At 45.8% G+C, this 26458-nt stretch carries 23 protein-coding genes and 2 pseudogenes; 3 read left to right on the top strand and 22 right to left on the bottom strand.

From position 1 onward, the window contains the following. Window positions 1–13 precede the first annotated feature (13 nt). The 3 genes from SB752_RS15465 to SB752_RS15455 all read right to left on the bottom strand — a co-directional run bounded on the left by SB752_RS15465 (window position 14) and on the right by SB752_RS15455 (window position 4104). On the bottom strand, window positions 14–775 hold the full coding sequence (locus tag SB752_RS15465; protein ID WP_103107480.1) for an SDR family NAD(P)-dependent oxidoreductase: 762 nt from the start codon (window positions 773–775) through the stop codon (window positions 14–16). Next, window positions 759–1865 (bottom strand): M20 family metallopeptidase, encoded by a 1107-nt coding sequence (locus tag SB752_RS15460; protein WP_410716517.1) that lies wholly within the window; start codon window positions 1863–1865, stop codon window positions 759–761. The genes SB752_RS15465 and SB752_RS15460 overlap by 17 nt, the downstream gene beginning before the upstream one ends. 154 nt (window positions 1866–2019) lie before the next feature. Further along, a complete protein-coding gene (locus tag SB752_RS15455) occupies window positions 2020–4104 on the bottom strand; it encodes a sigma-54 interaction domain-containing protein (RefSeq protein ID WP_410716516.1) in 2085 nt (694 codons plus the stop codon). Between the two features lie 177 nt (window positions 4105–4281). Here SB752_RS15455 and SB752_RS15450 point away from each other — a divergent pair, with 177 nt between their 5' ends. Both SB752_RS15450 and SB752_RS15445 read left to right on the top strand, forming a co-directional pair. Continuing rightward, complete coding sequence (locus tag SB752_RS15450; RefSeq protein WP_410716515.1) at window positions 4282–6021, top strand: methyl-accepting chemotaxis protein; 1740 nt, start codon at window positions 4282–4284, stop codon at window positions 6019–6021. Window positions 6022–6341: 320 nt separating this feature from the next. Beyond that, window positions 6342–6547: pseudogene (locus SB752_RS15445) on the top strand (transposase); the annotation flags it as partial. 21 nt (window positions 6548–6568) lie between these two features. Here SB752_RS15445 and SB752_RS15440 read toward each other — a convergent pair. Continuing rightward, window positions 6569–7144 (bottom strand): NADPH-dependent FMN reductase, encoded by a 576-nt coding sequence (locus SB752_RS15440; protein ID WP_410716514.1) that lies wholly within the window; start codon window positions 7142–7144, stop codon window positions 6569–6571. A 40-nt stretch (window positions 7145–7184) separates the two neighbouring features. Continuing rightward, a pseudogene (locus tag SB752_RS15435) lies at window positions 7185–8327 on the bottom strand (MFS transporter). 146 nt (window positions 8328–8473) lie between these two features. Between SB752_RS15435 and SB752_RS15430 the strand changes: the two are divergent. Beyond that, on the top strand, window positions 8474–9355 hold the full coding sequence (locus SB752_RS15430; protein WP_410716513.1) for a LysR family transcriptional regulator: 882 nt from the start codon (window positions 8474–8476) through the stop codon (window positions 9353–9355). A gap of 214 nt (window positions 9356–9569) precedes the next feature. Here SB752_RS15430 and SB752_RS15425 read toward each other — a convergent pair whose 3' ends face one another. The 17 genes from SB752_RS15425 to SB752_RS15345 all read right to left on the bottom strand — a co-directional run bounded on the left by SB752_RS15425 (window position 9570) and on the right by SB752_RS15345 (window position 26219). Next, a complete protein-coding gene (locus SB752_RS15425; protein WP_410716512.1) occupies window positions 9570–10361 on the bottom strand; it encodes a VanW family protein in 792 nt (263 codons plus the stop codon). A 919-nt stretch (window positions 10362–11280) separates the two neighbouring features. Next, a complete protein-coding gene (locus SB752_RS15420) occupies window positions 11281–12624 on the bottom strand; it encodes an SCP2 sterol-binding domain-containing protein (protein ID WP_410716511.1) in 1344 nt (447 codons plus the stop codon). Window positions 12625–12638: 14 nt separating this feature from the next. Beyond that, the gene (locus SB752_RS15415; RefSeq protein ID WP_410716510.1) at window positions 12639–13217 is read right to left on the bottom strand and encodes a TetR/AcrR family transcriptional regulator; all 579 of its coding nucleotides are present in this window, start codon (window positions 13215–13217) and stop codon (window positions 12639–12641) included. Window positions 13218–13278: 61 nt separating this feature from the next. After that, window positions 13279–14688, bottom strand: a complete 1410-nt coding sequence (gene lpdA, locus SB752_RS15410) for a dihydrolipoyl dehydrogenase (RefSeq protein WP_410716509.1) — start codon at window positions 14686–14688, stop codon at window positions 13279–13281. A gap of 191 nt (window positions 14689–14879) precedes the next feature. After that, window positions 14880–15005: a hypothetical protein gene (locus SB752_RS15405; RefSeq protein WP_410716508.1), complete on the bottom strand. Its 126-nt coding sequence runs from the start codon at window positions 15003–15005 to the stop codon at window positions 14880–14882. Window positions 15006–15029: 24 nt separating this feature from the next. After that, a complete protein-coding gene (locus SB752_RS15400; RefSeq protein WP_410716507.1) occupies window positions 15030–15842 on the bottom strand; it encodes a metallophosphoesterase in 813 nt (270 codons plus the stop codon). Beyond that, on the bottom strand, window positions 15839–16819 hold the full coding sequence (locus SB752_RS15395) for an ABC transporter ATP-binding protein (RefSeq protein ID WP_410716506.1): 981 nt from the start codon (window positions 16817–16819) through the stop codon (window positions 15839–15841). Before SB752_RS15395 ends, SB752_RS15400 begins: the two co-directional genes overlap by 4 nt. Continuing rightward, a complete protein-coding gene (locus SB752_RS15390; protein WP_410716505.1) occupies window positions 16816–17799 on the bottom strand; it encodes an ABC transporter ATP-binding protein in 984 nt (327 codons plus the stop codon). Before SB752_RS15390 ends, SB752_RS15395 begins: the two co-directional genes overlap by 4 nt. A 12-nt stretch (window positions 17800–17811) precedes the next feature. After that, window positions 17812–18630: an ABC transporter permease gene (locus SB752_RS15385; protein WP_410716504.1), complete on the bottom strand. Its 819-nt coding sequence runs from the start codon at window positions 18628–18630 to the stop codon at window positions 17812–17814. Between the two features lie 5 nt (window positions 18631–18635). Then, window positions 18636–19580, bottom strand: coding sequence for an ABC transporter permease (locus SB752_RS15380; RefSeq protein ID WP_410716503.1), 945 nt, complete (start codon window positions 19578–19580; stop codon window positions 18636–18638). 15 nt (window positions 19581–19595) lie between these two features. Next, window positions 19596–21185, bottom strand: coding sequence for an ABC transporter substrate-binding protein (locus SB752_RS15375; RefSeq protein ID WP_410716502.1), 1590 nt, complete (start codon window positions 21183–21185; stop codon window positions 19596–19598). A gap of 21 nt (window positions 21186–21206) precedes the next feature. Then, window positions 21207–21929 (bottom strand): MBL fold metallo-hydrolase, encoded by a 723-nt coding sequence (locus tag SB752_RS15370; protein ID WP_410716501.1) that lies wholly within the window; start codon window positions 21927–21929, stop codon window positions 21207–21209. Between the two features lie 34 nt (window positions 21930–21963). After that, a complete protein-coding gene (locus SB752_RS15365) occupies window positions 21964–22809 on the bottom strand; it encodes a MurR/RpiR family transcriptional regulator (protein WP_410716500.1) in 846 nt (281 codons plus the stop codon). Between the two features lie 16 nt (window positions 22810–22825). Further along, window positions 22826–23539 (bottom strand): HAD family hydrolase, encoded by a 714-nt coding sequence (locus SB752_RS15360; RefSeq protein ID WP_410716499.1) that lies wholly within the window; start codon window positions 23537–23539, stop codon window positions 22826–22828. A 304-nt stretch (window positions 23540–23843) separates the two neighbouring features. Next, on the bottom strand, window positions 23844–24479 hold the full coding sequence (locus SB752_RS15355) for a hypothetical protein (protein ID WP_410716498.1): 636 nt from the start codon (window positions 24477–24479) through the stop codon (window positions 23844–23846). After that, entirely contained in the window at window positions 24463–24747 is a 285-nt protein-coding gene (locus tag SB752_RS15350; RefSeq protein WP_410716497.1) for a serine hydrolase, read from the bottom strand. The genes SB752_RS15355 and SB752_RS15350 overlap by 17 nt, the downstream gene beginning before the upstream one ends. Further along, window positions 24744–26219 (bottom strand): M81 family metallopeptidase, encoded by a 1476-nt coding sequence (locus SB752_RS15345; RefSeq protein WP_410716496.1) that lies wholly within the window; start codon window positions 26217–26219, stop codon window positions 24744–24746. The genes SB752_RS15350 and SB752_RS15345 overlap by 4 nt, the downstream gene beginning before the upstream one ends. Window positions 26220–26458: the final 239 nt, after the last annotated feature.

Here is a 26458-nt window from a genome sequence, read left to right as displayed (position 1 = left end):
TGGTCGACAATGTTTAGTGAATGGTCCAACCGCCGTCTACGACAAGCGTGCTGCCTGTTACGTATGAGGCATCATCCTGAGCCAAGAACAATACTGCATTCGCAACATCCTGAGGTTGGCCGATACGACCTACAGGCAGACGCTCCAGGACCCACTCTTTCACTTCTGGAATAGCCAAACCTTTTTCAGTGAACGGGGTTTGAATCACACCGGGAGCAACCGCATTGCACGTGATGCCATACGAGGAGAGCTCCAGGGCAATGGCTTTCGTCAGCATATGCAATCCGCCTTTTGACGAGTTGTAATGAGGCTGGCAATGTCCACTGCTAGAAACGACACGGTGTGCTTCCACAGATGTAATATTGATAATGCGTCCGCCCTGCCCAGCTTTGATCATTTCTTTTGCCACCGCTTGCGAGCAAAGGAACGGGGCTTTCAGATTCACGTCATGCACTTTGTCCCATTCTTTCACATCCAGCTCAAGAAACGGTGTAAATGCAACGATACCTGCGTTGTTCACAAGGATGTCCACTTTCCCGAACTCTTGTACGGTTTGAGCAACCATATTGTCTACTTGATCCTTTTGGGTCACATCCACTTTCACAACCATGGCTTTGCTGCCTTCAGGAGCCAGGGAAATCGTTTCATTTGCTCCTGCTTCATTCAAATCAGCGACGACCACCGTAGCTCCTTCTTCGAAAAGACGAAGGGCAATCGCCCGTCCATTCCCTGAACCAGCTCCCGTTACGATCGCAACCTTATTTTTCAATTTCATCTCTACTCACCTTTCCTTCCAGTTGTTTGATGAAATATCTCAATATTTTTTGATAGAGTACAAGTGACTCAATTTCTACATATTCGTCAGGGCCATGATGATTGGCGCCAATGGGACCAAACTCAACGGCTGGAATGCCGTACTGGGCGAAAAACCGCGTATCTGCCGACCCATCCTGCCCAAACAATACGGTTTCTCTACCGAAGATGTGGGCAGTCGATTGATGAAGCGTCTGCACATAAGGATTACATGCATCAGTCGTAACAGGTGAACCGTGTCGAAGCATTTCTACAAGCGCATCTGGTACAGCTTGACGAATCGATTCAAGAATATCCCCTGGATTTTGCGTAGGAAGATAACGAATATCCAGGTAGAGCGAACAACGATCCGGCACCTGATTTAGCGCAGCGCCGCCTTCAATCTTTGCCAAATTAAATGATGGTGCCGGGAAAAAACGACTACTTTCTTTCATGAAATCAAGGGTCGCTAGCTGGTTGTACTTTTGCATAGCTGCAACAATCGCATTCTTTCCGAGCCACGGTCTGCTTCCATGGGCAGAAATGCCTGAAAACTCGACTTTGACCTGCAGCACTCCTTTAGCCTGAACAGCAATATCCAGATTGGTCGGCTCCCCACAAATGACAAAATCGCCGACGCTCCCTTGTTCGACCAGATAGGCACTGCCCAATTCTCCGCCTTTTTCCTCGTCTGGAACAAGTTGCAGAATTATGCGACATTTCGGCGGCTGTTGAACAAGATCTGCTATGAGAGTCATCATCGCCGCTACGGCACCGAGCATGTCGTAGCTCCCTCTTCCATACAACCTGCCTGCTTCCAACTGCGGGATAAAATTCTCGGTATGACCAGGGACAACATCGAGATGGCCATTTAAGACGAGCGTACTGTCAGCGTTAGGTTGACCGATTGTTGCTGTGATCATTTTGAGCCCTTGATTCTCTCGCAGGCGGACAGGAACTCCATGGCGCTGTAACCAACCCGCACAGAATTCCACTGCGTAGTTGATTCTCTCAGGAGTCGTGCTTTCCATTTGGATTAGGGTGCTAGTCAATCGAACAAGTGCTTCTTCCAAGATGATCACATCCTTCTTTCACCCATGCCGTTCGTTCTAGTTCTTTATTCCTATTGATATCATCTGCCACCTACTAATCTAGCAAGTCCTATGCCAACTTGTTTCAGTATAATTACTATAATTCAGAATCGGGAGAAAAGGGAGGAACGGGCGATTATACACCCATTCCTCCCTTTTCTCCCGATTTCCCCATTTCTTCGTGACCGCTGCAAACTTGATAGCCTTTATCCGTTAAAGTAATGCCCCCGCGACCTGTGCTTACTTCAATCAGTCCATCCATCCGCAGCTTTTCAACGATCTTTCGGACATTTGTTTCATGAATGACAACACCATTTTGACGTGCCATTTCGACGAGTGACCGTCGTCCAGCATTCTTTCCACTTGTCTTGGCAAGATAGATCAAGTTGAGTATGAAGTGCTCGTTACCCAGACCTGAGCGATACAATTGGAGCGGCAATCCGTTTGACTCGAGAACAGTCGATTGCATTTCGTTCTCATCCCCTAGCCCGGGGATATCCTTGGCGGACAGACTGGGATCATTCATAAAAGCTACATATTCCATCGCGCTTTCCAGCTCACGCACATTTCCATGCCAACTGTGTTTGACAAGCGTTCCGAGCAACGGCTCCAGAAGCGTTTCATTCGCCCCTCTTCTCCGCAAAAAATGAGCAGAAAGCAGCGGAATGTCCTCTTTACGCTCTCGTAATGGCGGAATCAGCAGCTGAAGTATTTTTAAGCGGTAGTACAAATCAGCGCGAAAAGCTCCGTCATTTACCATCCGGGCCAAATCACGGTTGGTTGCCGCAATTACCCGAACATCTACGGGAAGCAAACGGGTTCCACCCACTTTCAACACTTCCTTCTGCTGCAGAACACGCAGAAGCCGGCTTTGCATATTTGGTGAGATATCGCCGATTTCATCCAAAAAGATGGTCCCCTTGTGCGCCTGCTCGAAAAGACCCGGCTTGCCTCCTTTACGTGCCCCTGTAAAAGCTCCCTCTTCATAACCAAACAGCTCGCTTTCCAGCAAATTATCCGGCAGTGCACTACAATTGACGGCAACAAACGGAAACGAGGCACGGGCAGAAGCTTGGTGAATCGCATGAGCAAACAATTCTTTCCCCGTCCCGCTTTCTCCAAGAATAAGCACTGCAAGATCGCTGCCCGCCATTTTCTCAGCTTGCTTTACCACTTTCTTCATACGAATCGAGCTAGTAACAAGATCAGAAAAAGAAAATTTCGCATGATATCCTTTTGAATGCAGCCTTAGCTTTAGCTCTTGCTCTTCTACGTGACGAGCCGCTTTTAACGTCAGCACTCCGCCAGTAAAATGGCCATTTTCTTCGATCACTTGCCTGCTTGCAAGAACTCTATGCTTTTTGATCTGCAAAAGACAATCGTTGAACTCCTCCGCCATTACATCTAGATTGATTCTGACCCTTTCAAAAAGGCTTTTCACCGATAGCTGGTTTGCCTCCTGAACCGAACATTCAAACAAGGCTCGGGCAGCCGTATTAAAGAATGTTATCTTACCATTCAGATCATAGGCGATGACGCCATCCTGCACCATGTCCAGCGTTTGCTGCAGTAATAGTTTTGTATGAATCAAACCTTGCATCGTGATTTGGATGCCCTGGCTTCTCGTGATAATAGATTCAGAATAAATAGACAAAACATCTTGGACGTCGCTATGCAGGAGATTAAAGTGAGTCAGGATGTCGACGAGTGTGCTGACATCGATCACACGTTCTCCGATATCAACTACCCGATTTACACTCTCTGGCACAAGTTGTCCTTCACCAGGTGTTATCGCGGAAGTATACGCTGGACAGTTTTGAATTTCCGGATAATAGGGAGCCAGCTCAATGTGACCTGCACCCAGCTCCCGTAACAGGGCAATGGTTTCTTCTGCTGAATCTTTCTCATCGTTGACCATGAGCAGCTTCGTCCCTACAGGAATCGCCATCACCTTTTCCCAACTGGTTCGCAGAAGGGTACGGCGTATGATTAATATTACAGTCCCCGGTTTTATTTTTGGAGCGAGCTCCCTTGTGAAAATCGTTTGTGTACTGATGAGGACCATATCGTAAGTACCTTCATTGTTCCAGGACTTCTGCGAGAAACCGTAAAATTCTATATATGTGCCAAACAATACAATTAATTGGTTGGTGATCGCCTCAGCCGTTTTGTCAGAACCCGCGATGACGGCTACCTTTTTCTTCCCTTTGATAGGAAACACTCCCTCTTACTCCACTTGATCTTTAAGAATTTGATTCTTTCTCTCTATTTATTATCGTCTTTTTTTGACAAATAATGATGTAAATTGACAAAAAAATAACCTAACAATTGGCACGATTCTTGCTATTTAAGTAACAGAGCATTTTTCCCACCAAAATAGATGAAGGAGTTGAAAAAAATGCCACGCAAGAAGATGCAGGTCTCATTCTTTGGGAAGAACTTGGTGCTCGCCTGCTTGACTATTCTCTTGATGGGCTTGATGTTGGGGGCCGCTAGCTTTGTCGTTCAGGATACAATCCTCCAGCAAAATCTGGATGAACAAGCACGCGGATTTGCCTCTTACGCAAAAGGAGAAATCGACATTGCTGACATCAAGAGCGCCATTGCCCAACATGATCCAAAAGACCCAGTCCAGATCAAGCTAACTTCCCAGCTGGACCGAATGTCCAAAGAGAATCCGAACATCGCCCAAGCCTATGTCTTTGGATCAGAAATGAAAAACGGCAATAGCAACCTCACTATCGCATTGCCAACTCATGTGTATGAAGCGGGTTTTAAAGCTGGCGACTTTTTTGAACAAGCCCCCCAATGGGTTGTCGCTTATGAGAAGCTGATGAAGAGTAAAGATGCGGTGAATACGGGCATCTACACCGACGTGTATGGCACATGGGTCACCATTCTGCAGCCATTGATGGATGAAAACGGGAATGTCATCGCGATCTTTGGGGTTGATACGAACGCGAATATCGTAGATCGAGGCAAGCAAGAGCTATTTCAATGGTTGGGAATCGGCTTCCTTGTATCCTTTATCATTGTGTTCTTCTTACAATACGGATTCCTGCGTAAATTCTTGTCGCCACTAAAAGATCTCGTACACGTAATTGGAAAAATGAATGAAGGTCACCTGGATGTCTCCATTCAAGTAAAACAAAATGATGAGCTCGGCCTGGTCGCAAATAAAGTGAACGGCTTGATCAACCACTGGCGTACCATTATCGAGAACGTCCAAAAGCATGCAGAGCACGCGGCAACCTCTGCACATGAATTAGCGGAAGGTGCAGCTCAGAACACGGCTACTTTGCAGCAGGTGACCGAGACGATTCAGGGTTTGAAGGCAGGTACAGATGCTACCTCTCTCTCTGCAAACGAGAATGCCCGTGCCATGACAGAAATGGCTACAGGAATTCAGCGCATTGCCGAATCTACCTCCTCTGTCGCAGAATCCTCTCTTGACATGTCGAAGGAAGCAGAGAAAGGTACCGATTCTGTGCAAATGGTCATTGATCAGATGGATTCGATCAGCCGCTCTGTTCAAATCTCATCATCGGCGCTAAGCTCACTCGAGAATAGTTCGAAAGAGATCGGCCATATCGTCGATGTTATCACCGAGATTGCTTCCCAAACCAATCTGCTGGCGCTGAATGCAGCGATTGAAGCAGCACGTGCAGGCGAACACGGGAAAGGTTTCGCTGTTGTGGCGGATGAAGTTCGAAAGCTTGCGGAACAGTCGTCCAAATCGACAGCCCAAATTACCCTGCTGATCGAGGAAATCCAGCAGGAAATGGGCAAAGCGGTCCTAAGTATGAAGCAAGGCACGAAGGAAGTAGAAACAGGTATTCAGGTAGCGAAAAATGCCGGAGATGCTTTCCAGCATATCCTGAACGCCACCCAACAAGTTGCCGAACAGGTCGAAGATGTTTCCGCTGTATCTGAACAAATGTCGGCTAGCTCCCAACAAGTATCTGCAACTGTGACCCAGTTGGCCGCTATCTCCCAAACGTCTGCCGATCAAATTACAGATGTAGCTGCCGCATCGGAAGAGCAATTCTCCTCCTTGCAAGCGATCTCTGAATCTGCTCAACGTTTGAATCAGATGGCACAGGAGCTGCGTGACACCGTTAACATCTTCAAAGTATAAGCCATAGAAATGTCCTTTTGGTTGCCTGGCAGTCTTCACCCTGTCACTGTGATCAAAAGGGCTTTTCTTTTTATGAGCCTGTAGAGAAGGAAAGACAATGGACGGAAGGAGCTACTCGAGGAGGACAATTGCCTAGAATTCCTTGCACGAAATTTTCTGCGGCAAATTGAACCATTATAGCTAAAACTGTTCACCCCCCTACTTGTGGAAACCATGTTTAGGCTGGTTGGGACAAAAGAAGATCTCGCATCACTAGATGCTGTGGAACTGCAAGCAGTCAATAGGGGTAGCCGGCAATAATTCTTTGGAGAGGGAGAGGTCTATGTCAGTATCAAGAGCATCTTTCCAGCTTACAGGACCAGATTGATGCTCTTGCTGAAGGAGTTGAAGAATATGAGATTATCCAAACAATTCCCGGTATCGGAAAAAAATCGCGGCAACGATGCTATCAGAAAATGGAGAAATCGATCGGTTTACTCACGCAAAGAAATTAGTGACGTACGAACGAGCAGATCGGGAGAACCATACGACAAAATCGCTACCGCTTTCATCCAACCTGCCTCTTTCCACGCACAGCGCACAAAGCCTCGCTCCAAGCAACGACTTGATCGATCATTTGCTGTGCATTTTTCTCATGATAATCAGCCGGACGAAAAACAGACATATTCTCAAAGTCAGTCATAAGCGAGAACGTAACTGCCGTACGAACATCCGCCATTTGCAGTTCCCCTGCAATCAAACGCAGATTCTCAATTGCACGCGCGCCACCTAAACCGCCATAACCGACAAATCCACAAGCTTTATTGTTTACTTCACGATTTAAATAATCTAGCGCATTTTTTAGCACTCCGCTTGTAGCATGATTGTATTCAGGAGTTACGAATATATATCCATCAAAAGATGCCATCTTCTGTGTCCAGGCTTGGATTGCGGAATCCGCGACATGTTGCCTTTCTATCGATATTTCCGAACCATAAAAAGGCAGGTCATAATCGACAAGGTCCACCCACTCGTACGAAACACCATCTTCTCGGTTCTTCGCAAAATGGTATATCCATTTGGCCACCGCCTCGCCATTTCGCCCTTTACGCGTGCTTCCAAGTACAATTCCTATTTTTAACATATGATTTTCCATCCTCCTTAAGATTTCATACTTCAGGATTTCATTCATCTGGTGCTAGATGCTGAGGCAATTTTCGAGTTTTTTTCATATTAAAGTTGTAAAATAGAAATATACCTACTTGCAATGTGGTCAAGACGAAATAGATGTTGCTATATACGGCAGCATTAGGAAAAGAATGAACTGGATTCCACATAAATCCATAACCCATATCAACCCACTTGCTAAGTATATTGGCAGAGATCGCACATGCTATGAAATTTAGCAACGCTAACATCCCCATACCTACTCCGATCTGCTCTTTTGGCAACATTCGGGAAATGGAATTTGACATAGAAATGGTCATGAACGTCTGTCCAACTTGCCCAAAGATCAAAAAGACTGATATGAACAACGATGAAACACCAGCAAAAGCAGATAATAGAATAAAACAAACCACTAAATTCAATTTAATAAAAGGATGTGCAGTAAGGCGAAGGCGTACGATAGTTAAGATTAAAAAAACGATTGAAATTATTGATTTTCCCCACTCACTATTCGTAATGCCCAAAAGCAAGAACGCCACAGTGCCTGCAAGCAGGATTCCCCCGATCCAATCGAAGCTTTCGGTTCCCTTCCGTGATTGATCTACCAGGTATTTACGATAAAACGGTAGTGAAAGGATCACCAACAACGGAGCGCAAAAAAGCCATCGCCAATTTAATTCGCTAAGAATGAACGCTGCAACGATTGGCCCTAGAGCAATCCCAAGCGATAACCCAGTGGCCGACAAACCCAAGGCATATCCTCGGTTTTCTGGAGAAAAATAACGTACCGGTATGATCGTCGCTGCAGCTGGAATGACAGTAGCCCCTATCGCCTGTACTGTTCAACCAACAAGAACAATCCAAAAAGTTTGCGCCGTAAGATCAATAAAGGAACCACAAGCAAGAATGATCAATCCGACCGTCAATAAATTTTTGAGTCTATACAGATCCGCCAGCTTTGCGTAAGTAACGGAACCAATGGCATAGGTTAACATATAAGCAGTCGATACCCAACTTACCTGTGCAAGAGACAAATGAAATTCCTTTCTTATTTCAGGCAAAACAATATTAAACATCGTTGCACTCATGGTGGATATAACAAGCGTGGCCATGACAGCATACATCAATCTTCTTTTTTGCCAACCATCTGTTTGCTCCATCTTCACCCCTCTTTCGTCAAACTACCCCACTTGCTTGCTGTTCAGTCAACCCTATAGACATTTTATAACACCTCTTATATAGTTAAAAATATATCTTTTATTATTAATATATAATGTCAATATTATGAATAAGAGGTGCCTATACTGTGGAGCTATTACAATTACATTATTTTCGAACGGTGGCCCGGTTGGAGCATATGACGAAAGCTGCGGAAAAGTTAAGAATCGCACAACCCGCACTAAGCCAAACGATTGCGCGCTTGGAAGCCGAATTGGGCGTGCCTTTATTCGACCGCAAAGGAAGAAACATCAAACTGAACCCATATGGAAAAGCATTTCTGAAAAAAGCGGAAGGCGCGCTTATGTTGCTTGAAGAAGGAAAAACGGAAGTGGCGGATTTAGCGGAAATAGAACAAAGACGAGTCTATCTTTCGACTACGACGCACAAATGCTTCTCCGATATGATCGGATCATTTATATCCCAACATCCTGACATCAAACTTCATATCAACCAAGCTTCAACGGACGACAAAATCAAGCAATTAAAAAACGGGGACATTGATATTTGTATCACGTTTCCTCCATTACAAGAAGAGGGAATTGCGGGAACATCGTTTCTCACAGAAAAAATTAAAATAGCGGTCCCCTTAACGCATCGATTCGCTCATCGATCGAGCATTGATTTGCTTGAACTGGAAGAAGAGGCATTTATATGCATTAAAGAAGGAAATCCGTTTCGAGAGATGACCGATACGTTTTGCGAAAAAGCAGGCCTTATTCCAAATATCGTTTGCGAAGTGGATGAACTTTCCGCCATTATTCATTTTTTGCGTACCGGTATTGGAGTCGCATTCTTGCCCGAGACCCCTTTTTATGATAAAGAACTGCCCTTTCATCTAATCCCTATTTCAGACCCTGACTGTCAACGCACCTATCAAATCGCTTGGCTTGAAAAACGTTACTTGTCTGTGGCTGCACGCAAATTTCGAGATTATACGATTGAATACTTTCAAAACCTTGTAATATGAACGCCGATCCCCCGATGTGCGTTTCTCCTTTCGTGCAAAAAGCCGGTTGTCCTGATATTCAACTCAGTAACGGCAAGTTTTAGAGCCATCCTTATCAGATGGCTCTTTCTTTGTCTATCTTCTTCAACTATCGATACCCGTAAGTTTTACTGGTTGACCTCTTTCAATTTAAGAAGTCGTACCATTCTCCGATTCTGTATTTTTTCTGAAATTCCTAACGAGTGACTTCATATTTCACTTCAGAATAATTGTGAATCATTAACTGTTTCTGTATCATGTTCCCCGTTTGTTTATCAATGACTCTTCTCCATATCTCGTTTTCTCTAAAGTTTTTCCCCTCTATATGATGAAATTGATGATTTCTTTCTTCCAAATGGTATGAAAATGGTAATTCGTTATCACAAAATACGATTCCTTTTAGATGTTGATCAGTTAACCAAACATGAAATTGAAACTTATGATTGGTGGGATTACAGAAACGTAAATCAATGTAATTAAAAAATACGCTTGCACCACTCCCAAAAGGTAAGACTCTATGCTCATCTGGAAATGGATCAAAACTATGATGATGTCTTTCCGTAATTTCTAACGGTGTATGTAAGGCAAGCCAAAAAAGTAAATTAGCTAATTGACATAACCCTCCCCCAACACCCGTTTTCACTTCACCTTGAGATAACAACAATCCGTCAATATATCCTTTACTTGCTTTAGGTTTCCCGATTAAATGCCAAAACGAAAATGTTTCACCTGGTTTTAATACAATACCGTTAATGGATTTTAGAGCAATGCTCAAATTTGTAATTTTATTTTCCTGTAACACAGGATCAGATGTTCCTAATTTTCTCCTTAAGAGAGATTGATGCCGTTTTATCACATAGGGAAATCGATCGGCTATTCTTTCTTTTGCAAAATTCACGAAAAAGTTACAGCTAGCTCTCTTTATGCGAAGCTGAAGGATTCTAAGTCTATATACCAAAGGTAATTTAACTAAGACTTGTTTTATCATTGAGCAGCCACCTATTAACAAATGACTTTTAAGTGCGATGGAGTTTCGGATAACTTGAATATTTGCGAGTTCGTAATAACCCCAAACACAAATCATAAAATGTAACACATATACGCAACGGCTATCGATTTCCCCAGCCATTGAAAATCCAATTTGTTAACCCAAGACTAACGCTACCCTTAACGAATGAAACGATATAATAATCCATTTAAAGCACACTCTTGATAATTTGGGGGTTCGCAAATAGTACCTATGACGAAATAAATGAGAGCAATTTGCATTTTACTGAAATTTCAATTTTATTAGATTAAAGCTATTTTCTACCTCTACATATTGATTCTCTAGATGGGCTAATTCTTGTTCCGCCTGGGACCTTGGCTGCCTCCGTTATTTTTTCATGTACTCTTCAAATGATTGTTTCCATTCTGTGCCTTGCATGATTACTCCCCTCCCATATCTTTTTGTGAGCATTGCTAGCTTTAGCGGTTAAGCATAAATTGCTATCTGCATCCCTATCTCCATGATATACTCTCCAGTGATTGGAGACTCAATGGTTTTTTTGAAAAAATGCATAAAAATTCCCGGATATGATTTTCGGCTCATATCCGGAAAGGTGATGTTAAACCAGTCTTACTTAAGTTGGCTTAACATCAAAGCAGCTTTAGTGCTCTCAGCAAGGCGTATTCACTTGATTTGGCGCCTTCTTGAGAAAAATGCGCATTCGGAAACATTGGAGGCAAATGATGATATACAGAGTATACATGTAATTCAATTAAGACACCGTCAAAGTCTAGTTGTTTTGCAATTAATAAGCAGCCTCAGATGATGGATGTCGAATTCAACGTATAGGGCTAGACCCGCTGCCAATCCACCACCAGCGCTACTCCCGCAAGAGGGGCTACTTCTTGCTTGTCTGCTTTTACGACGGAAAGCATCTGCTAAATGCCTTGAGCAGCTTTACAGGGCCTTTCGTGCGAATTTTTCGGGAGAGGACAGCTGATAATATCCCTGTTTCTTTGGATAGCAGACGAATCCAGGTTTTACTGTCCGCGATAAGCTGGAAATCTGCATCACCGATATGTCCCATTTTTACAGAAATGGTCTTGTCCGAAATGACAATCGTTGCTTGAGCTTCTTCTTCTCCCGTAAAAGTAAAATGATAGGTAGCCACTAAATCTTTAGCTTGATTTCTTTGAAACATGTGGGGAAGACCGGCCAAAAATGCCCGGATTGATTTTGAGCGCAAGCCATTGCTCACAAGACGAACTTCTTTATGCGGAAAACGCTTTCTGACATGTTCCTCGGCGTCGGAGTTCGGTACGACATAAACCATTTCCTTTTTATCCTGTAACGGTTTGGCAACCTCCTGGAAAAAACTTTTACGATCAGCAAGAAAAGGGCCAATCACATCTTCTCCAGCAGGACAAACAGATAAACAGTACGCAGCTTTATAATTTGCTCCAAAAGAGAGACTTTGCCACATGGAAGCCGTTTCTGTGTCATTGACTTTGGCTCTGTAAGCTTTTGAATTTTTGCTGTCGGCTATTGTTTCCACCCAATCAGTAAAGCCTCCGGAAAACTCTCGATAGTTGTGTGTATAACAGGCAGAGAAATTAAAGTGACCGTCAGAGCCTATCGCCCCTACCGGACAGGCAGCCACGCACAATTTGCACTCCAAACACGGATTGTAATCAATCGGCTGGCTTTCTGAGGTCAATTCCGCATTCATCAGGATCGTTCCGAGCAAAATGAAGTTACCAAACTTGGGATGAATGACATTTCTGTGGATACCGATTTGTCCGAGTCCAGCTGCAACCGCAATCGGTTTATGGGAAATGACCCATGACTTGCCGGGACTTGTAACCTCCATCGGGAACCCAGCAGGCGGATTCAACGCCTTGATGCCTCTCGCTTCAAGCTCTTTCACGATTTGATGTCCGATATGCGTCACGTCATCAATCACATGATGAAATTCCGCATTGGCAATGGACCTGGCAGTTGAACGCAAAGGTTCACGATTCATTTTGCAGACGAAACTGATCAGTGTCCGGGCTTGAGGGAACAAACTTACAATTTCTTGGCGCTGGGCGTCGAGTTCAGTCCGCCCGATAGAGACAAATCCGACATCATCAGCTCCTGCATCGAGGCATACATCCCGCAACCACTGCGTATCAACAGAAGCCATGCGCAGCTCCTCTGCTGCTTCTTGTTTCATGTGGTACAGCTTAACAGTAGGATGTTCATTCATGATTGATCTTGCCACTGTGCACAACTCCTTTAAGAAGATGTATGGATCGAAACTAGCTCCTTGGTATAGCGTTTGCTGGCATCGAGAATGTTCTGGCTTAATTCGGGGTCATTTACCGAACGCGCAAGCAACAGAGCGCCAACCATTGTACTAATCAGAGCCATGCTTTTCTGATCGCTGTTTCCAACCATTCCAGAAATAAAGGAAATGAACCGCGTTAGCTCCTCCGTAAATGTCTCACGGATATCTTCGGAAGAACGCGAGATTTCGCTGGACAAAGTGGGAAGAATACAGCTTTTTTCCAACATGTCCCGATGAGCTGTGCTTAGGTAATAGTCAATGACAGTTTGTATCTTTGAATCCTCCGCTTTATGCTCCGCAGCACTTCGCAGAAGATCTATCGTTTCTTCAAGCGCTTTCCGACACGCTTCGGCGACAAGCTGATCTTTATTCGCAAAGTGAGCGTAAAAACCTCCGTGGGTTAATCCCACACCCTTCATGATTTGCGGCACACTCACTTCTTTAATGCCGTTCTTGCGGAATGCTTCCGCAGCACTTCCCACGATTTTTTCGCGAACTTTCATTTTATGTGTTTGGGTATAAGGCATGCCAATCACTCCCGTAAAACATGATTTGTTACAAAAAATTATAACTATCATATTTAAAGTGTCAATTAGGGACAGCCTTTTCTTTATTTCTATCCTTCATGATTTTTCTAATGGCATTCTCTGCTGCCTCCATGATCACCTCTCCCAAAGTAGGATGAGGATGAATGGTCAAAGCTAAATCCTCAACGGTCGCTCCCATCTCGATCGCAAGTGCAAGTTCCGATATGAGTGTTGAAGCCTCTACTCCAACGATTTGTGCACCCATTACAGTTCCTGATGCCTGGTCTGCAATCATTTTGACAAAACCTTCTGGTGCTTTCAGCGCCAATGATCTGCCATTAATGGAGAACGAGGATTTGCCAATAACAACCGGAATGGCTTTTGCTTTGCATTCTGTTTCAGTCAATCCAACGCTTGCAAGCTCCGGTTCAGAAAAAACGACAAGCGGGATCGTTTTGTAATCAACGGCAGAAGGCTCACCAGCAATGGCTTCTACTGCAACCTTAGCTTCATAAGATGCTTTGTGGGCAAGCGCCGGGCCCTTAACAATATCTCCAATTGCGAAAATATGCGGAATCGACGTCCTGCACTGTTCGTCAGTTTCGATGAGTCCATTTCTCGACATCTGGACTCCAATGCGCCCCAGCCCTAAGTTCCCGTCCGTATTCGCCTTTCTTCCTACAGTCACAAGCGCATACCCCGCTTTAACAAGATGCTGTTCTTGATTTTTCAAATAATGGAGTGTAAGCGAATCAGCATGCTGTTCTGCTTTTATGGCTGTCGCCCCCGTAATAATGGTGATGCCATCATCATTCAATTGGCGGATAACAGGTGCGGCAAGATCAGCCTCAAATCCTGGCAGCACTTGTCCTGCTCCCTCCAGAATTGTCACCTTGGTGCCGAATTTGGCATACATTTGTCCCAGTTCAACACCAATATATCCGCCACCGATGATGACCAAGCTGGTTGGTATTTGAGAAAGTGAAAGAGCCTCTGTGGATGACAAGATACGTCCTCCAAACGGCAGTGCCTGTAGCTCAATTGGTCGGGAACCCGTTGCCAGAACAGCGTGTTTAAATGAAAGCTTTTGATCCGCTCCCGCTTTTTTTATAGCTACGGTGTGTTCATCGATCAAGCTTGCCTCTCCTGTGAGAATCGTTACTCCCGCCGTGTTTAACAAATAATGGACTCCGCCGGATTGCTTGTTGACGACAGCTTGTTTGAAAGCCTGAGCATTCTCAAATGAGATGGAAGCAGCAGTGTTGTTCCATTGCTTGTACGTATTGTAACGATGCGACTCTGCAATCAATGCTTTAGAAGGAATGCAGCCCACATGGGTGCAGACTCCGCCGATTTGGTCACGTTCTACAATTGCCGTCTTCATTCCAAGCTGTGCGGATTTTAGCGCCGCCATATACCCTCCCGGACCTGATCCAATAACCAATGTGTCCACCGGATTAAGCTGGTTCATATTCATATCCTCCTACGTTTAAATATGATGGTCATAATATATTATAAGCATCATATTTAAAAGCAGTCAATGTCGCCTTTGTCTTGCACTGCACTTGGGGCTGATTCACAGCAATAATACCAACACAAAAAAGGTAGGAAGAGCTCAGACTCTCCTACCCTACGTAGTAATTCCTCTCTCCCAACAAACAGCTACTTAGTAAGCAAACTGCGATTGCTGACCATTTCGATGGCATTGCCCGAGCTTGTACTGATACGGGTTGCCCCCGCTTCAACCAGCTTCTCCACATCCTCCAGATTTCGGACAATATGAGCCATGATAAGAATATTACTTAACGCGGTTTAAAGCTGGACAATTTGCATACATTCACGAAGCTCTGCCGTTACGATCTTATTACGCCACTCCTTGCGGTAGCCGAGACAGGCGCAGATCATGTCCGTACCCTGCTCTACATGTCTTTTGCGGTAATGAACATGACCCATGATTCCATAACGCACGCCGTATTTCCTGTAGAGGTCAGCATAGTCTACACTTCCTAAAAAGGCGTTGAAATACGACCACTGCGGATGAGGCATCGGCACCTTAAAATAAGGATGAGCCAGCATATGCGTCACCATGATAATTTGGCTGTCTCGATACTGCGCCAGTTCTTTTTCCATACGCTCGTAAAAATATCGGTGAATATCCCCGTTACTCATACCCCATCGCACATAGATGCTATCCTGCCAGGTTCTGTCCATCGCATGCATTTGCTCAAATTGTTCAAAGGAATACCCTGGCTCGCCCATCGTATAATCGTACCAGCCCGAATTGCCAACGACGACCCATCCATTTTCCAAGGTATAAGGTCTTTCGCTTACACAACCTGCGTACGATTGAAACTTGCGATAGATTTCCCATGTGTCGGTAATGCCGTTATCCTTGCTCCAATAATCATGATTGCCAGGAACAAAAAGAACGGGTATGCCGGCCTGCTCTTGAAGTATTTCAAGAACTTGCAAGCTTCGATGGACATCGTTGGAGATATCTCCAGCAATGATTAGAGCACCGAGTTTTTCTTGGGTAGTTAGTTCCAGAAGCGCTTCTTCCACAAGCGGTTCACCGGGAGCCTCGTTGAGATCTACGTGCAGGTCTGAGATAATTCCTAGCTTCATGAAAGAAAATCCCCCTCCTCGAATAAATGACAACTGACTGCGTGCCGAGGTGCTATCGCTTGCAAGGTCGGCCCTTCTTTGCTGCATTTGTCGATTGCCAGCGGACATCTCGGATGAAAAGGGCATCCGTCTGGCAGGGAAAGCGGATTGGGCACGTCGCCTTTCAAAAGCATCCGTTCTCTGGTGTTTTTCACATCGGGTATTGCAGAGAAAAGCGCCTTTGTATAGGGATGCAGCGGTCCGTTTGCCGATTGGTCGACATCGAATATTTCAACTAGCCTCCCCAGATACATAACACCTACCCGATCACTAATATATTGCACGACGTTGAGATCGTGGGAAATGAACAGATAGGTCAATCCCAGTTTGCTACGCAGTTCCAGAAGCAAGTTCAAAATCTGCGACTGTACGGATACATCCAGTGCTGACACTGCCTCGTCAATAACAATAAATTTGGGCTTCAGGACAAGAGCTGCAGCAATGCCTACGCGTTGCTTTTGTCCACCGCTTAATTCATGGGGATATCGCTTCACGTAATCCGCACCGAGTCCGACCTGCTCAAGCGTCTCAATCACTATCTCTCTTCTTGTCGTCTTGTTTGTGTAGCCGTGTATAACAAGCGGTTCTTCCAACAACCAGCCAATCGTCTTCTTCGGATTTAAGGAAGAGGACGGGTCCTGGAAGACTATTTGCAGATCCTGTCGGAGTGCTTTCATTTCAGTTGCTGATAATCGGTTGATTTGCCGGTCCCGGTAGTAAATTCTGCCATGTGATTCCTTCACCAGCTGGACGAGCATTTGTCCAGTCGTGGACTTGCCACAGCCGCTCTCCCCGACGAGTCCGAATATCTCTCCCTCTGAGATTTCGAATGAGATCTCGTTTACCGCTCTTACAAATTGTCGTTTCTCAAGTAGCTTCATTTTGGGCAAAGCATAATGCTTCGTCAGTGTATCTACCTGGATCAGTGCTTTGCTCATGCGAATATCTTCCCTTCCGCATAGAGATGACAACGCACCTGATGACTATTCCCACAGATTTCAAGCTCGGGGGTTTTCGTATGACATATGTTGGAGGCTCTCGGGCAACGACCAGCGAATGGACATCCGTCCCCTCGTTCGGTTAACGGAGGCACTCGTCCGGGAATGGTATAAAGCAGTTGACCTCGCTTCTCAACACTTGGAAGTGCCTGCAACAAAGCGGCTGTATACGGATGCTTCGGATGTTCCAGAATTTCACGTACAAGAGCGTCCTCAACCACATATCCCGCATACATCACAATCACCCGCTCACATACCTCACGAATGACCCCCAAATCATGGGAGATAAACAACATTGCCGTATCTGTCGAACGATTCATTTCATGGAGCAAGTCCAAAATTTGTGCCTGAATCGTGACATCTAACGCTGTCGTCGGCTCATCTGCGATTAGCAGCTTGGGCTTGCATATTAAAGCCATCGCGATCATGATTCTTTGCATCATACCGCCCGAAAGACGATGCGGATATTCTCCATAGAGCTGATGAATTCGGGACAGTCCGACTTTTGCCATCATATCCAGAGCTAGCCCTTTTGCTTCCTTCTTCGAGACGGAAAGATGGGTCATCGCCATTTCGGCGATTTGTTTTCCGACTGGCATGAGCGGATTGAGTGCTGACATCGGATCCTGAAAAATCATTGCGACCTGCCTGCCTCGTATGGAGTTCCATTCTTCTCCCTTTTCAGTCGACAACGCTTTACCTGCCACACTGATCTCGCCACGTGTAATCGTTGCCGATTCGGGCAATAGACCCATGACGGACAAGGAAGTAAGACTTTTTCCGCAGCCCGATTCTCCGACGATTCCTACTCTTTCCTTCTCTTTGACCTGGAAGCTCAGCTGACGCAGCGCTGGATATTGCTTTTTACCGATTGTAAATGCCACATCCAGCTCATGGATTGCCAGCAGTGTGTTTGCCATTGTTCGTCCCTCCTAACGCTTCAAGTCATAACCGTCTCTCATTCCGTCTCCGAGCAGATTGAAACCGAGAACCATTGCTGTTATGACCACTCCCGTAATAAAAACGTACCAAGGTGCACCGATAATAAACGGTTGTGCTTCTTTCAGCATTCGGCCCCAGCTTGGATCGGGCGGCTGTACGCCAAGACCCAGGTAGCTTAATCCGGCTTCTGCCAAGATGGACCCGGAAAATCGCATCGTCGAAGCAACGATGAGCGGGGAAGTAATATTGGGAAGAATATGATGAGAAATGATGCGTAGTGAGCCTGCGCCTCTGGCTATCGCTGCTTTGACGAAAGCAAACTCCTTGTATTGAATGAAGCCACTGCGGGCAATTCGGGCAAACGCTGGCACACTCATGATTCCAAGCGCGACGATGGTATTGCCAAATCCCGGACCGAACACGGACACGAGCATGATTGCCAGTAAAATGCCTGGAAACGCCAGCATCGCATCGATGATCCGCATCAAAATTTCGTCCAGCCATCCTCCCCAATAACCGGCTATCGCACCAATCAAAAGGCCTATGACCAAGCCGATCGCGACAGATGCGATGCCAATCACAAATGAAGTCTGTGTTCCCTCCATAATCCTGCTAAAAATGTCGCGTCCGAAATTATCTGTTCCAAACCAGTGGGAGGCTTGCGGTGGTGCCAGGCGCATTGCTGTATTCATGTCGTTGGGACCATATGGAGTATAGAACAGGCTTGTCACCATCAGTCCCAGTAGTACAGCAATCAAGCTACCTCCGATGATAAACAGCTTATTGCGTACTAGCTGGTTCCATCTCATCTCGTTCACCTTTTCAATCGAATTCGCGGATCAATCACTTTGTACAGGATGTCGACAACAAAATTTATCAAAACTACAATAATCGCAATGTAAAGAACGAGCGTCTGTAAGAGGGGCAAATCGCGTGTGCCAATCGAAGTGATAAGCAGATTGCCAAGCCCCGGTAGAGCGAACACATTCTCTACAACGATGCTGCCTCCCAGCGTGTCTGCGATCAACAAGCCGACAATCGTAAGCACCGGAATCAGAGAGTTACGCAATATATGGCCGTACATGATGCTCTTCTCCCGCAATCCTTTGCTTCTGGCTGTTCGTACGTAATCCATACGGAGCTGGTCCAGCAGCGTGTTGCGCAAATACCGGATAATCACAGCAATGCCCGGAATCGCGAGGGCGAGTGAAGGCAGAAACAGCGATTTGAACGCACCCACAGGATCTTTGGTCCAGGGTACATAGCCGTAAGTCGGAAAGAGCTTGAAGGTGACGGAGAACACCAGAATCAGAATAAATGCCATCCAGAACGAGGGTACCGCCAAACCCAGCTGCGTGAAGGCAGATAACAGCGTAGACGAGAACTTGCCGTCTTTTCTTGCTATGTAGATGCCGAGGGGAAGACCGATGATTAAGGTCAATCCCAACGACATTACAGATAGTGATAGCGTAACAGGCAGCCTCTCTGCCACGATATCCGCCACTGATCGCTGATAGCGAAGCGACGTGCCGAAATCTCCGGTCACCGTATCCGCGATCCATGAAGCATAACGTTCCGTAGGCGGTCGATCCAGCCCCATTGTCTTGCGTAATTCAGCCAGCTGGTGAGGATCTGCGTCCACACCGAGCACGATCTCGGCAGGGTCGCCCGGCAAAATTTGAAAGACTAGAAACGTCATGATAGAGACGAGCAAGACGGTGGACAGCAAAGTAGCCAGCTTTGTCATGTAAAATCTCACTTCAGCATCCCTCGTTTACTTTGTGGAAAAATACATCGCGGCGAAATCGTATTTTTGTACTGGATACATTTTGAAGCCGTGTAAATTTCTCTTCAACGCAACGGAGCGGCTAGGGTCCATAATGAATACCGCAACTGCCTGCTCGGTGAGGATCGTCTGTGCCTCTTTGTACAAGTCAGCCCGCTTCGTTTCCTCCACTTCCGTGCGTCCGCGATTTACGAGATCATCAAATTCGACGTTGCTGAATTTATAGAAGTTTTTGCGGTAGGTGGTTTCAAATCTGCCCAGGACTTCATGCGGATCGAGCTTTCCAGTCAAACCGATGATCGTTGCTTCATATTTAGCATTGTTGTACACGTCTTCCAGCCAGCTGCTCCACTCGATCTGCCTGATCTCTGCTGCAATGCCAACCACCTTTAACTGCTCTGCAATAACCTGTGCCGTATCGACATGGAAGGTGTAGTTCGAAGGAACTGTAATTGCCAGCTTGAAGCCCTTTTCGTAGCCTGCTTCTTTTAGCAGTGCCTTCGCTTTTTCCACATCGGTCTGATAACGCTCCGTCAAGCCTTCCTGATAGTACCTTTTCATTGCCGGGCTCATATTTGATCCAAGCTTTACTCCGTTTCCTTCTGCAACCGTTTGAATAATCACATCTTTGTTGATCGCAAAATTGATTGCCTGACGAACCCGCACATCATCCAGTGGCTTTACCGAATTGTTCAAGGCCATCAGCTGAACCATGTTCTGCGGACCGGAGACGATCTGGAATCCCCCACCCAACTGCTTTGCGCCTTGGTCAGAAATGCCTGGAATCATGTCGATATCGCCAGATTGCATAGCCAATACAGAAGCATTGGTATCGGGCATGATTTTGAATTCGACGCGATCAAGTGCAGGCTTCTTCTCTTGATCGTAGAATTGATCATTTCTCTCCAAGACGAGCTGCTGGCCCGGTGTATAGGACGAGAATTTGAACGGACCAGCCCCTATCGGCTTTTCACTTTGCTTTTCATAATCTTTTGGCACGATGGCAACGATGTTGGCTGCTAGAAAAGCTGCGTCCTTTTCTTTGAGCTTGACTACTACCGTGGAATCGTCGGGGGTATCAATCTTTTCAATGGCAGCAAACTTTGCCGATAGTGGTTCCTTGCCGTTCAGTCCGGACAGCTTTGCATACGAGTACTGAACGTCTTCAGCAGTCAAATCCGAGCCATCGTGGAATTTGATCCCTTTACGGATTTTGAACGTATAGGTCAGCCCATCCTCAGAAACCTGGTACGATTCTGCAATTGCTGGAACCAATTCGCTGTTTTCTCCTGCCTCGAACAGACCGTCAAATACGTTATCCATCATGGAACTGGTGTCAGTCGCTGCAGACAAATATGGATCCAGGTTATCCGGCTCCGTTGCCATGGCAACCCGTACAGTTCCGCCCTCCACTTTCTCATCCCGACCACTGTCTTTTGTCTGTGTATCAGTCGTTGTTTGTGCGGAGCCTGTTGTTGCCGGAGCTGAAGAGGTGCTGCTGCCGCAACCAGAGATGACCATCGACAATACTGCAAGCATGGAGAAGCCTGTTACGAACGTCTGCCTTATTTTCAACATGGGAAAAACCCCTTTCCAGGATTAGATCGATAGTTTCATGTCACCATAAGCCAAATGGATGGGTCCGTCGTAATGCTGTGTTGCTTCTTCAACCAATTGAGTAAGTTCTCCATAATGAGGAAAATGTGTAAGCACCAACTTCTTCACATTAGCCAAAGCAGCGATGGCACCGGCTTCTCCCGCCGTCAAATGGCCATCCATCATCCCTCTTTGCCATTCGTAAAAGCTGCTTTCAATCAGGAACACATCAGCATGGCGAGCAAGCTCGATCAACGATTGGCAATAGCCTGTATCTCCAGAATAAACAAGTGTTTTGCCGTCCTCTGTTGTCAGCCTGACCGCACAGCAAGGAACCTCGTGGACGTTCTCAGAAAATGCGAGGTTCGCTGTACCGATTTTTAATGACTCACCTATGTGGATCGGATGGACATGCACATACTGCGGGAAGCTAAAGGACAGGCTGTCCAGATCGGAACCATATACATACACGTCGAGTGGCTTCTTCCTTTTGCCCATTTGCATAAGTATCAGAATGGCAAACTCCAAACTATACACGTCCGCAAAATGATCGGCATGTGTATGCGTAATGACGACGGCGTCCAGCTCTTCGAGAGAGCAGTGATTTTGCAGACGAGACAGTACACCGCTTCCGCAATCCAACAAAATCTTGCTCCCGTTGTATTCGACCAGATATCCAGAGGTCGCCTCATTTTTCTCGGGGTACGCTCCCCAACATCCAATCACCGTAAGATTCATCCTATGGTTCCTTTCCCATGCGTCATTTCCACTCAAAATGATCCTGAAACTCTTTGAACATCATTTCCATCTTCTGAATATTTTTGTGCACGCGATTTTTCTCCAGGTAGGAGATTTCGTTTATAATCGCGCTTGCCACCGACAATGAGGCCGTATACGAATCCAAAAATCCAGTAGATTTATTGGAAGCAAACAGCGTCAGATCAGCGAGCTTGGCGAATGGTGACAGCTCAGAATCGGTGAGCACAATGACCTTCGCCCCCTCTGCCTTGGCGAGTGAAGCTATTTTTAGAGTCTTGGAGCAATACCTTGGAAAGCCACAGGCAAACACTGTATCGCTTGGCCTTATGTAGGTCGCGTATTCCGCAACACCTCCTTGTGGAATTAATTCACAATTGCCCAGCATGTACTTCAAAACGAAGCTCATATATGAGGTGATGGATAATCCCATCCGCCAGCCAACCACCCAGATGCGATCCGCTTCGAGTAGCATGCGTGCGGCTAGGTTGATCGAAGACTTGTCCGTACGTGCCATCGTCTCATGCAGATTGTCCAACTCTTGCTGAAAATGCTTTTCCAGCCAGGAATCTTCCTGATGGCTTGTGGAAATCAGGAAATTTCTCACCGCCCGCTGATCCTTCAGCACATAGTGCCGCAATTCCTGAAGCATGTTGGAGAAGCTGCTATAGGACAAAGCTTGCGCCAGTCGATGAACGGTTGCTTCGCTAACCCCCGAGTTATCCGCGATCTTGTGTGCTGATTGCATGACTGCATCCTGCATGTTGGTTTGAATATAGTGAGCCACTTTTTTCTGGCCGGTACTCAAGGTGTCAAAGTGCTCCTGAATTCTCTCTACAAACGACTGCATAGGCAAATCTCTCCCGTTAATTGACCTCAAGACGCTGCTGCGGATGACCCAAGTAGGTAGCAACATCCTCGATTCCGCGAATAACTGGCTGATAGGATAATTCCTCCACGCCACAATTTCCATATGGATTAATGAGCAGGCAATGCATGCCGACCTTTTGACAGCCGATCACATCGTCGTAATAGTTGTCACCGATGTAAAGAGATTGATTGGACGTCACTTTGGCTTTTTCCAATGCCAGTCGGAAGATAGCTGGGTCAGGCTTTTCCAGTCCAACTTCTGAGGAGATGAAGACTTCATCGAGAACCTCGTCCAGACCGTTATTTTCCAGCACTGTCCTCGCCGTTTGATCCCAGTTGGAAATCAGTCCAAGCCTGTAGCCGAGATTTTTTAGCTCAAAAAGAGTCTCTTTTGCCCCATCGAAGGCAGTCCATTTCAGAGGATATTCATCAGCAAGCTTTCGATAAACGTGAACAACCTCTTCAATCGGTAAGGAAAGACGTAGTTTATAGTTAAGAGCGCCGACATACCACGGTAAGAATGCTCTACTGTCTTTGCCAAGCACGCCTTGATACTCTCGCATGAACAGCTTGTCTGTCCGATGGTAAGCAAGCGCGATTTCCTCCTGGCTGCGGTATACATCGAACTCCCCAAGTACCTTCTGGTAAACCTCTTCCCTGTTCATTTGTACTAGTGTGTACCCAAGATCGAACCATAAAAACTGAATCATGCTGCATACCCTCATTTCCGTGTAGTATTTCCTTCATCACTTCCGTTTTGATTCATTTCCTTCATAGTCATCATAGAGAACGGATATTAACCCAGCTTTAACGCAAATTGTTGAAATCGTAAATTACTGTGTTTCTTTATTCACAAACAAAAAAAGCCCCCCTTTTTGTAAAAGGAGACTTTCTCTTCATCAATGATTTCCTGTTTGAAGCTTTTCTAGCTCAGCTTTTAATTTTGCATTCTCTTCCAATACCTTTTGCACATATTGTTTGTTGATAATTCCGAATTCTCCCTCGACCCTTTTTCTACTTTCTCTCTTTGGGAATGATCCGTAGGCCATAAGAGATGGCCTTCACTTCCCCATCATCCTCAGTAATAACCCCAACGGAAAACTCTCTTCCCTTTACGTTGACCAAGAAATAGTCCTCTCCGATTGGCTGTAGCGGATACTTTTCTTTGTTTCCGATCCCGGTGATGGATTCATTATGCACGATCTGTAATGCTCCTTCTTCTAGCACTACACTTAAATCCGCACCTTCGCCTGAAATGAATCGTCCAACATACCTGCCCATTTTTTCAACAGGAACGTGATACTCCCTGTACATCGCAGCGGAAGCGTCTGCCGGACGCCCTACAAACGTATTGATTGCTGCCGTAACTACTTCCCCAACAGGTGTGCCTACCAAATTGGCAAAGCTTACTGCCGTGATTCCACTTTCCGGCAAAATGGTCAGCTGGGCCGCTACACCCTTTATCGCACCTCCATGTTCTACCATCGTTTGACCAAAGAAGTCGGGCTGGATCATCAATCCATATCCGTAATATCTGTCATAACTACAACGAATGTGTGGCCGCATCATTTCTTTAACGCTTTCCTCAGAAAGAATGCGCTCCTTGCCAACCAGTCCACCTGTACGGAAGATCTCAGCGTAGTTCAGCATGTCTCGCAGGGTAGAAGTTAAGAAGCCAGAAGCTGCGACGACCAGACCGTCTTCCCAGTCTGGATCGGGAGGATTTTGTCACCGAAGCCAGCCCCATTACGGTATCTGGCGTTAATTCCAGCCTTTGCTCTGCATCTCGGTAGCCGAAGCTTTTTCTGTACAGGCACTCTCCGTCTTTATTCAAACCTACAATCAGGCCAGGTGCGCGACTTTCTGAAAACACATTTTGAGCAAAATCTTCAAAGGCAGCTTCCCAATGTTTTTTCATTTGGCAAATACAGCTTCCTGATCAAGCGGATAAATGGGGCGTTGGAGTCGTTTGTAATCGAATTGAGTAAATTGCAGACATGTAAGTCCAGGTGAGTCTACTGTAATGATCCGGGCTGCAATCGGTTCAAAGGAAGCTCTGAAGTGTTGACTGGATTTTAGCGCGACAATCTTATACTCCAAAACGTTAATGCCGTGCAACAGGAAAATTTGTTCATCCATCACCTGCGCTCGCACAGAACAAACGAGTATATCTAACCCGTCTACCTGCAGTCTAGCTGACTTACCATAATTAACTTGACTTCCTTTTCCCATGGGAGTAGAAGCGATAAACTTTCCGTCCGACAAGCTTTTTACATAGGCTGTGATAGATAGAGCTTCCCCGTGCAACATATCCGTTTTACCGCCCAGCTTTACTTCGATTGTTGAGCCGACACCAGCTTCATGAGCGATTTGCGCTACCTCTGGATCGTAGATAAAACCAAAGCAGGCATTCTCCAGCTTTGCTTCTAGCATCGCTCTCAGCAAGTGCGTCCCATCTCCAGGTGTACCTCCGCCAGGATTGTCTGACGTTTCATTAATTACAACCGGTTGGCCCTCTGACCCAAGTGCTTCCTGAATGCCTTCTGCCGAGGTAAGGACATGCGGTGTAAACTCATCCCGCTTTTCCCAAACCAGTCTTGCAACATCCTCTGTCACTCGCTTTGCCAGTTCCTTGTCTCCGTCTACGACACTGATAATGGAGACACCTACATCAGGCGTATCCGTATAGGGGAAGCCGTGAAAAAACGCGCAGTCGATGACTCCAGGCTCCTTTTCCCACTTGTAGCACGCTTCATTAATATCCTTTGCAGGTGAGAGATTAGTCGTCGAGGTGGGGATAATCAGCGGCAGTTTTGTAAGATGCATCACCGGTTTACACTCGCCTTTTACCATACGATGGGCAAGGTCAATTGCCTCGGCGGCTCGTTCATACATGTCCACATGTGGATATAAATGAACACCAAACAGTGCATCTGCTTCCGTTATCATTTTCTGGGTCAGATTTCCGTGCAGGTCAAGCGCTGCCGTAAGTGGAATAGAGTAGCCTATTACAGTGCGTACCGCTTGTAAAATTTCTCCTTCCAGATCATCAATCCCCTCTACTACTCCTGCTCCATGCAGACCTAGACAAACGGCATCTATCTCACCTGCATGTTTGATACCATCTAGTAACTCCTTGATTAGGGTTTCATACGTTTCCTTTGTGATTATTCCTGATGGTTCGGCAAAAGCAGAGAAAGTGGGTACCAATTCAATCCCCAATTCTTCTGCCTTATCAATCATTCCTCCGACGAAGTCACGTACATTTCTACCCTTATCCAAAATTGCTTGTCCATGGTCCCACTCTAGTTCTTTAAAGGACTCTACCGTTGTACGTACACTGGAAAATGTGTTTGTCTCGTGAGCTACTATACCGATTGCAATTCGCATTTGTCTTCTACCTCCCGAAAAGTCAGAATTAAAACGCTTATACGAATGAAGTTAGAAGTATTTACTTCGAGTACCATTTAATATAGAAGTAAATACTTCTGGAAATGATTGTAACGCTAACTTCCATCTTCCGCAATACGGATTATTCATACTCTTCATTCTTTTTCATTCATTCATATTGTGATCATTTCCTAAACAGAATTGATCTGGCTTCATGCCCTCCTATTTTCCTCATCCAT

The organism is Brevibacillus sp. SIMBA_040 (assembly GCF_046535075.1).
Lineage (GTDB): Bacteria > Bacillota > Bacilli > Brevibacillales > Brevibacillaceae > Brevibacillus.
Note: the sequence above shows the minus strand (reverse complement) of the source record. Positions and strands in the feature narration are given on the sequence as shown.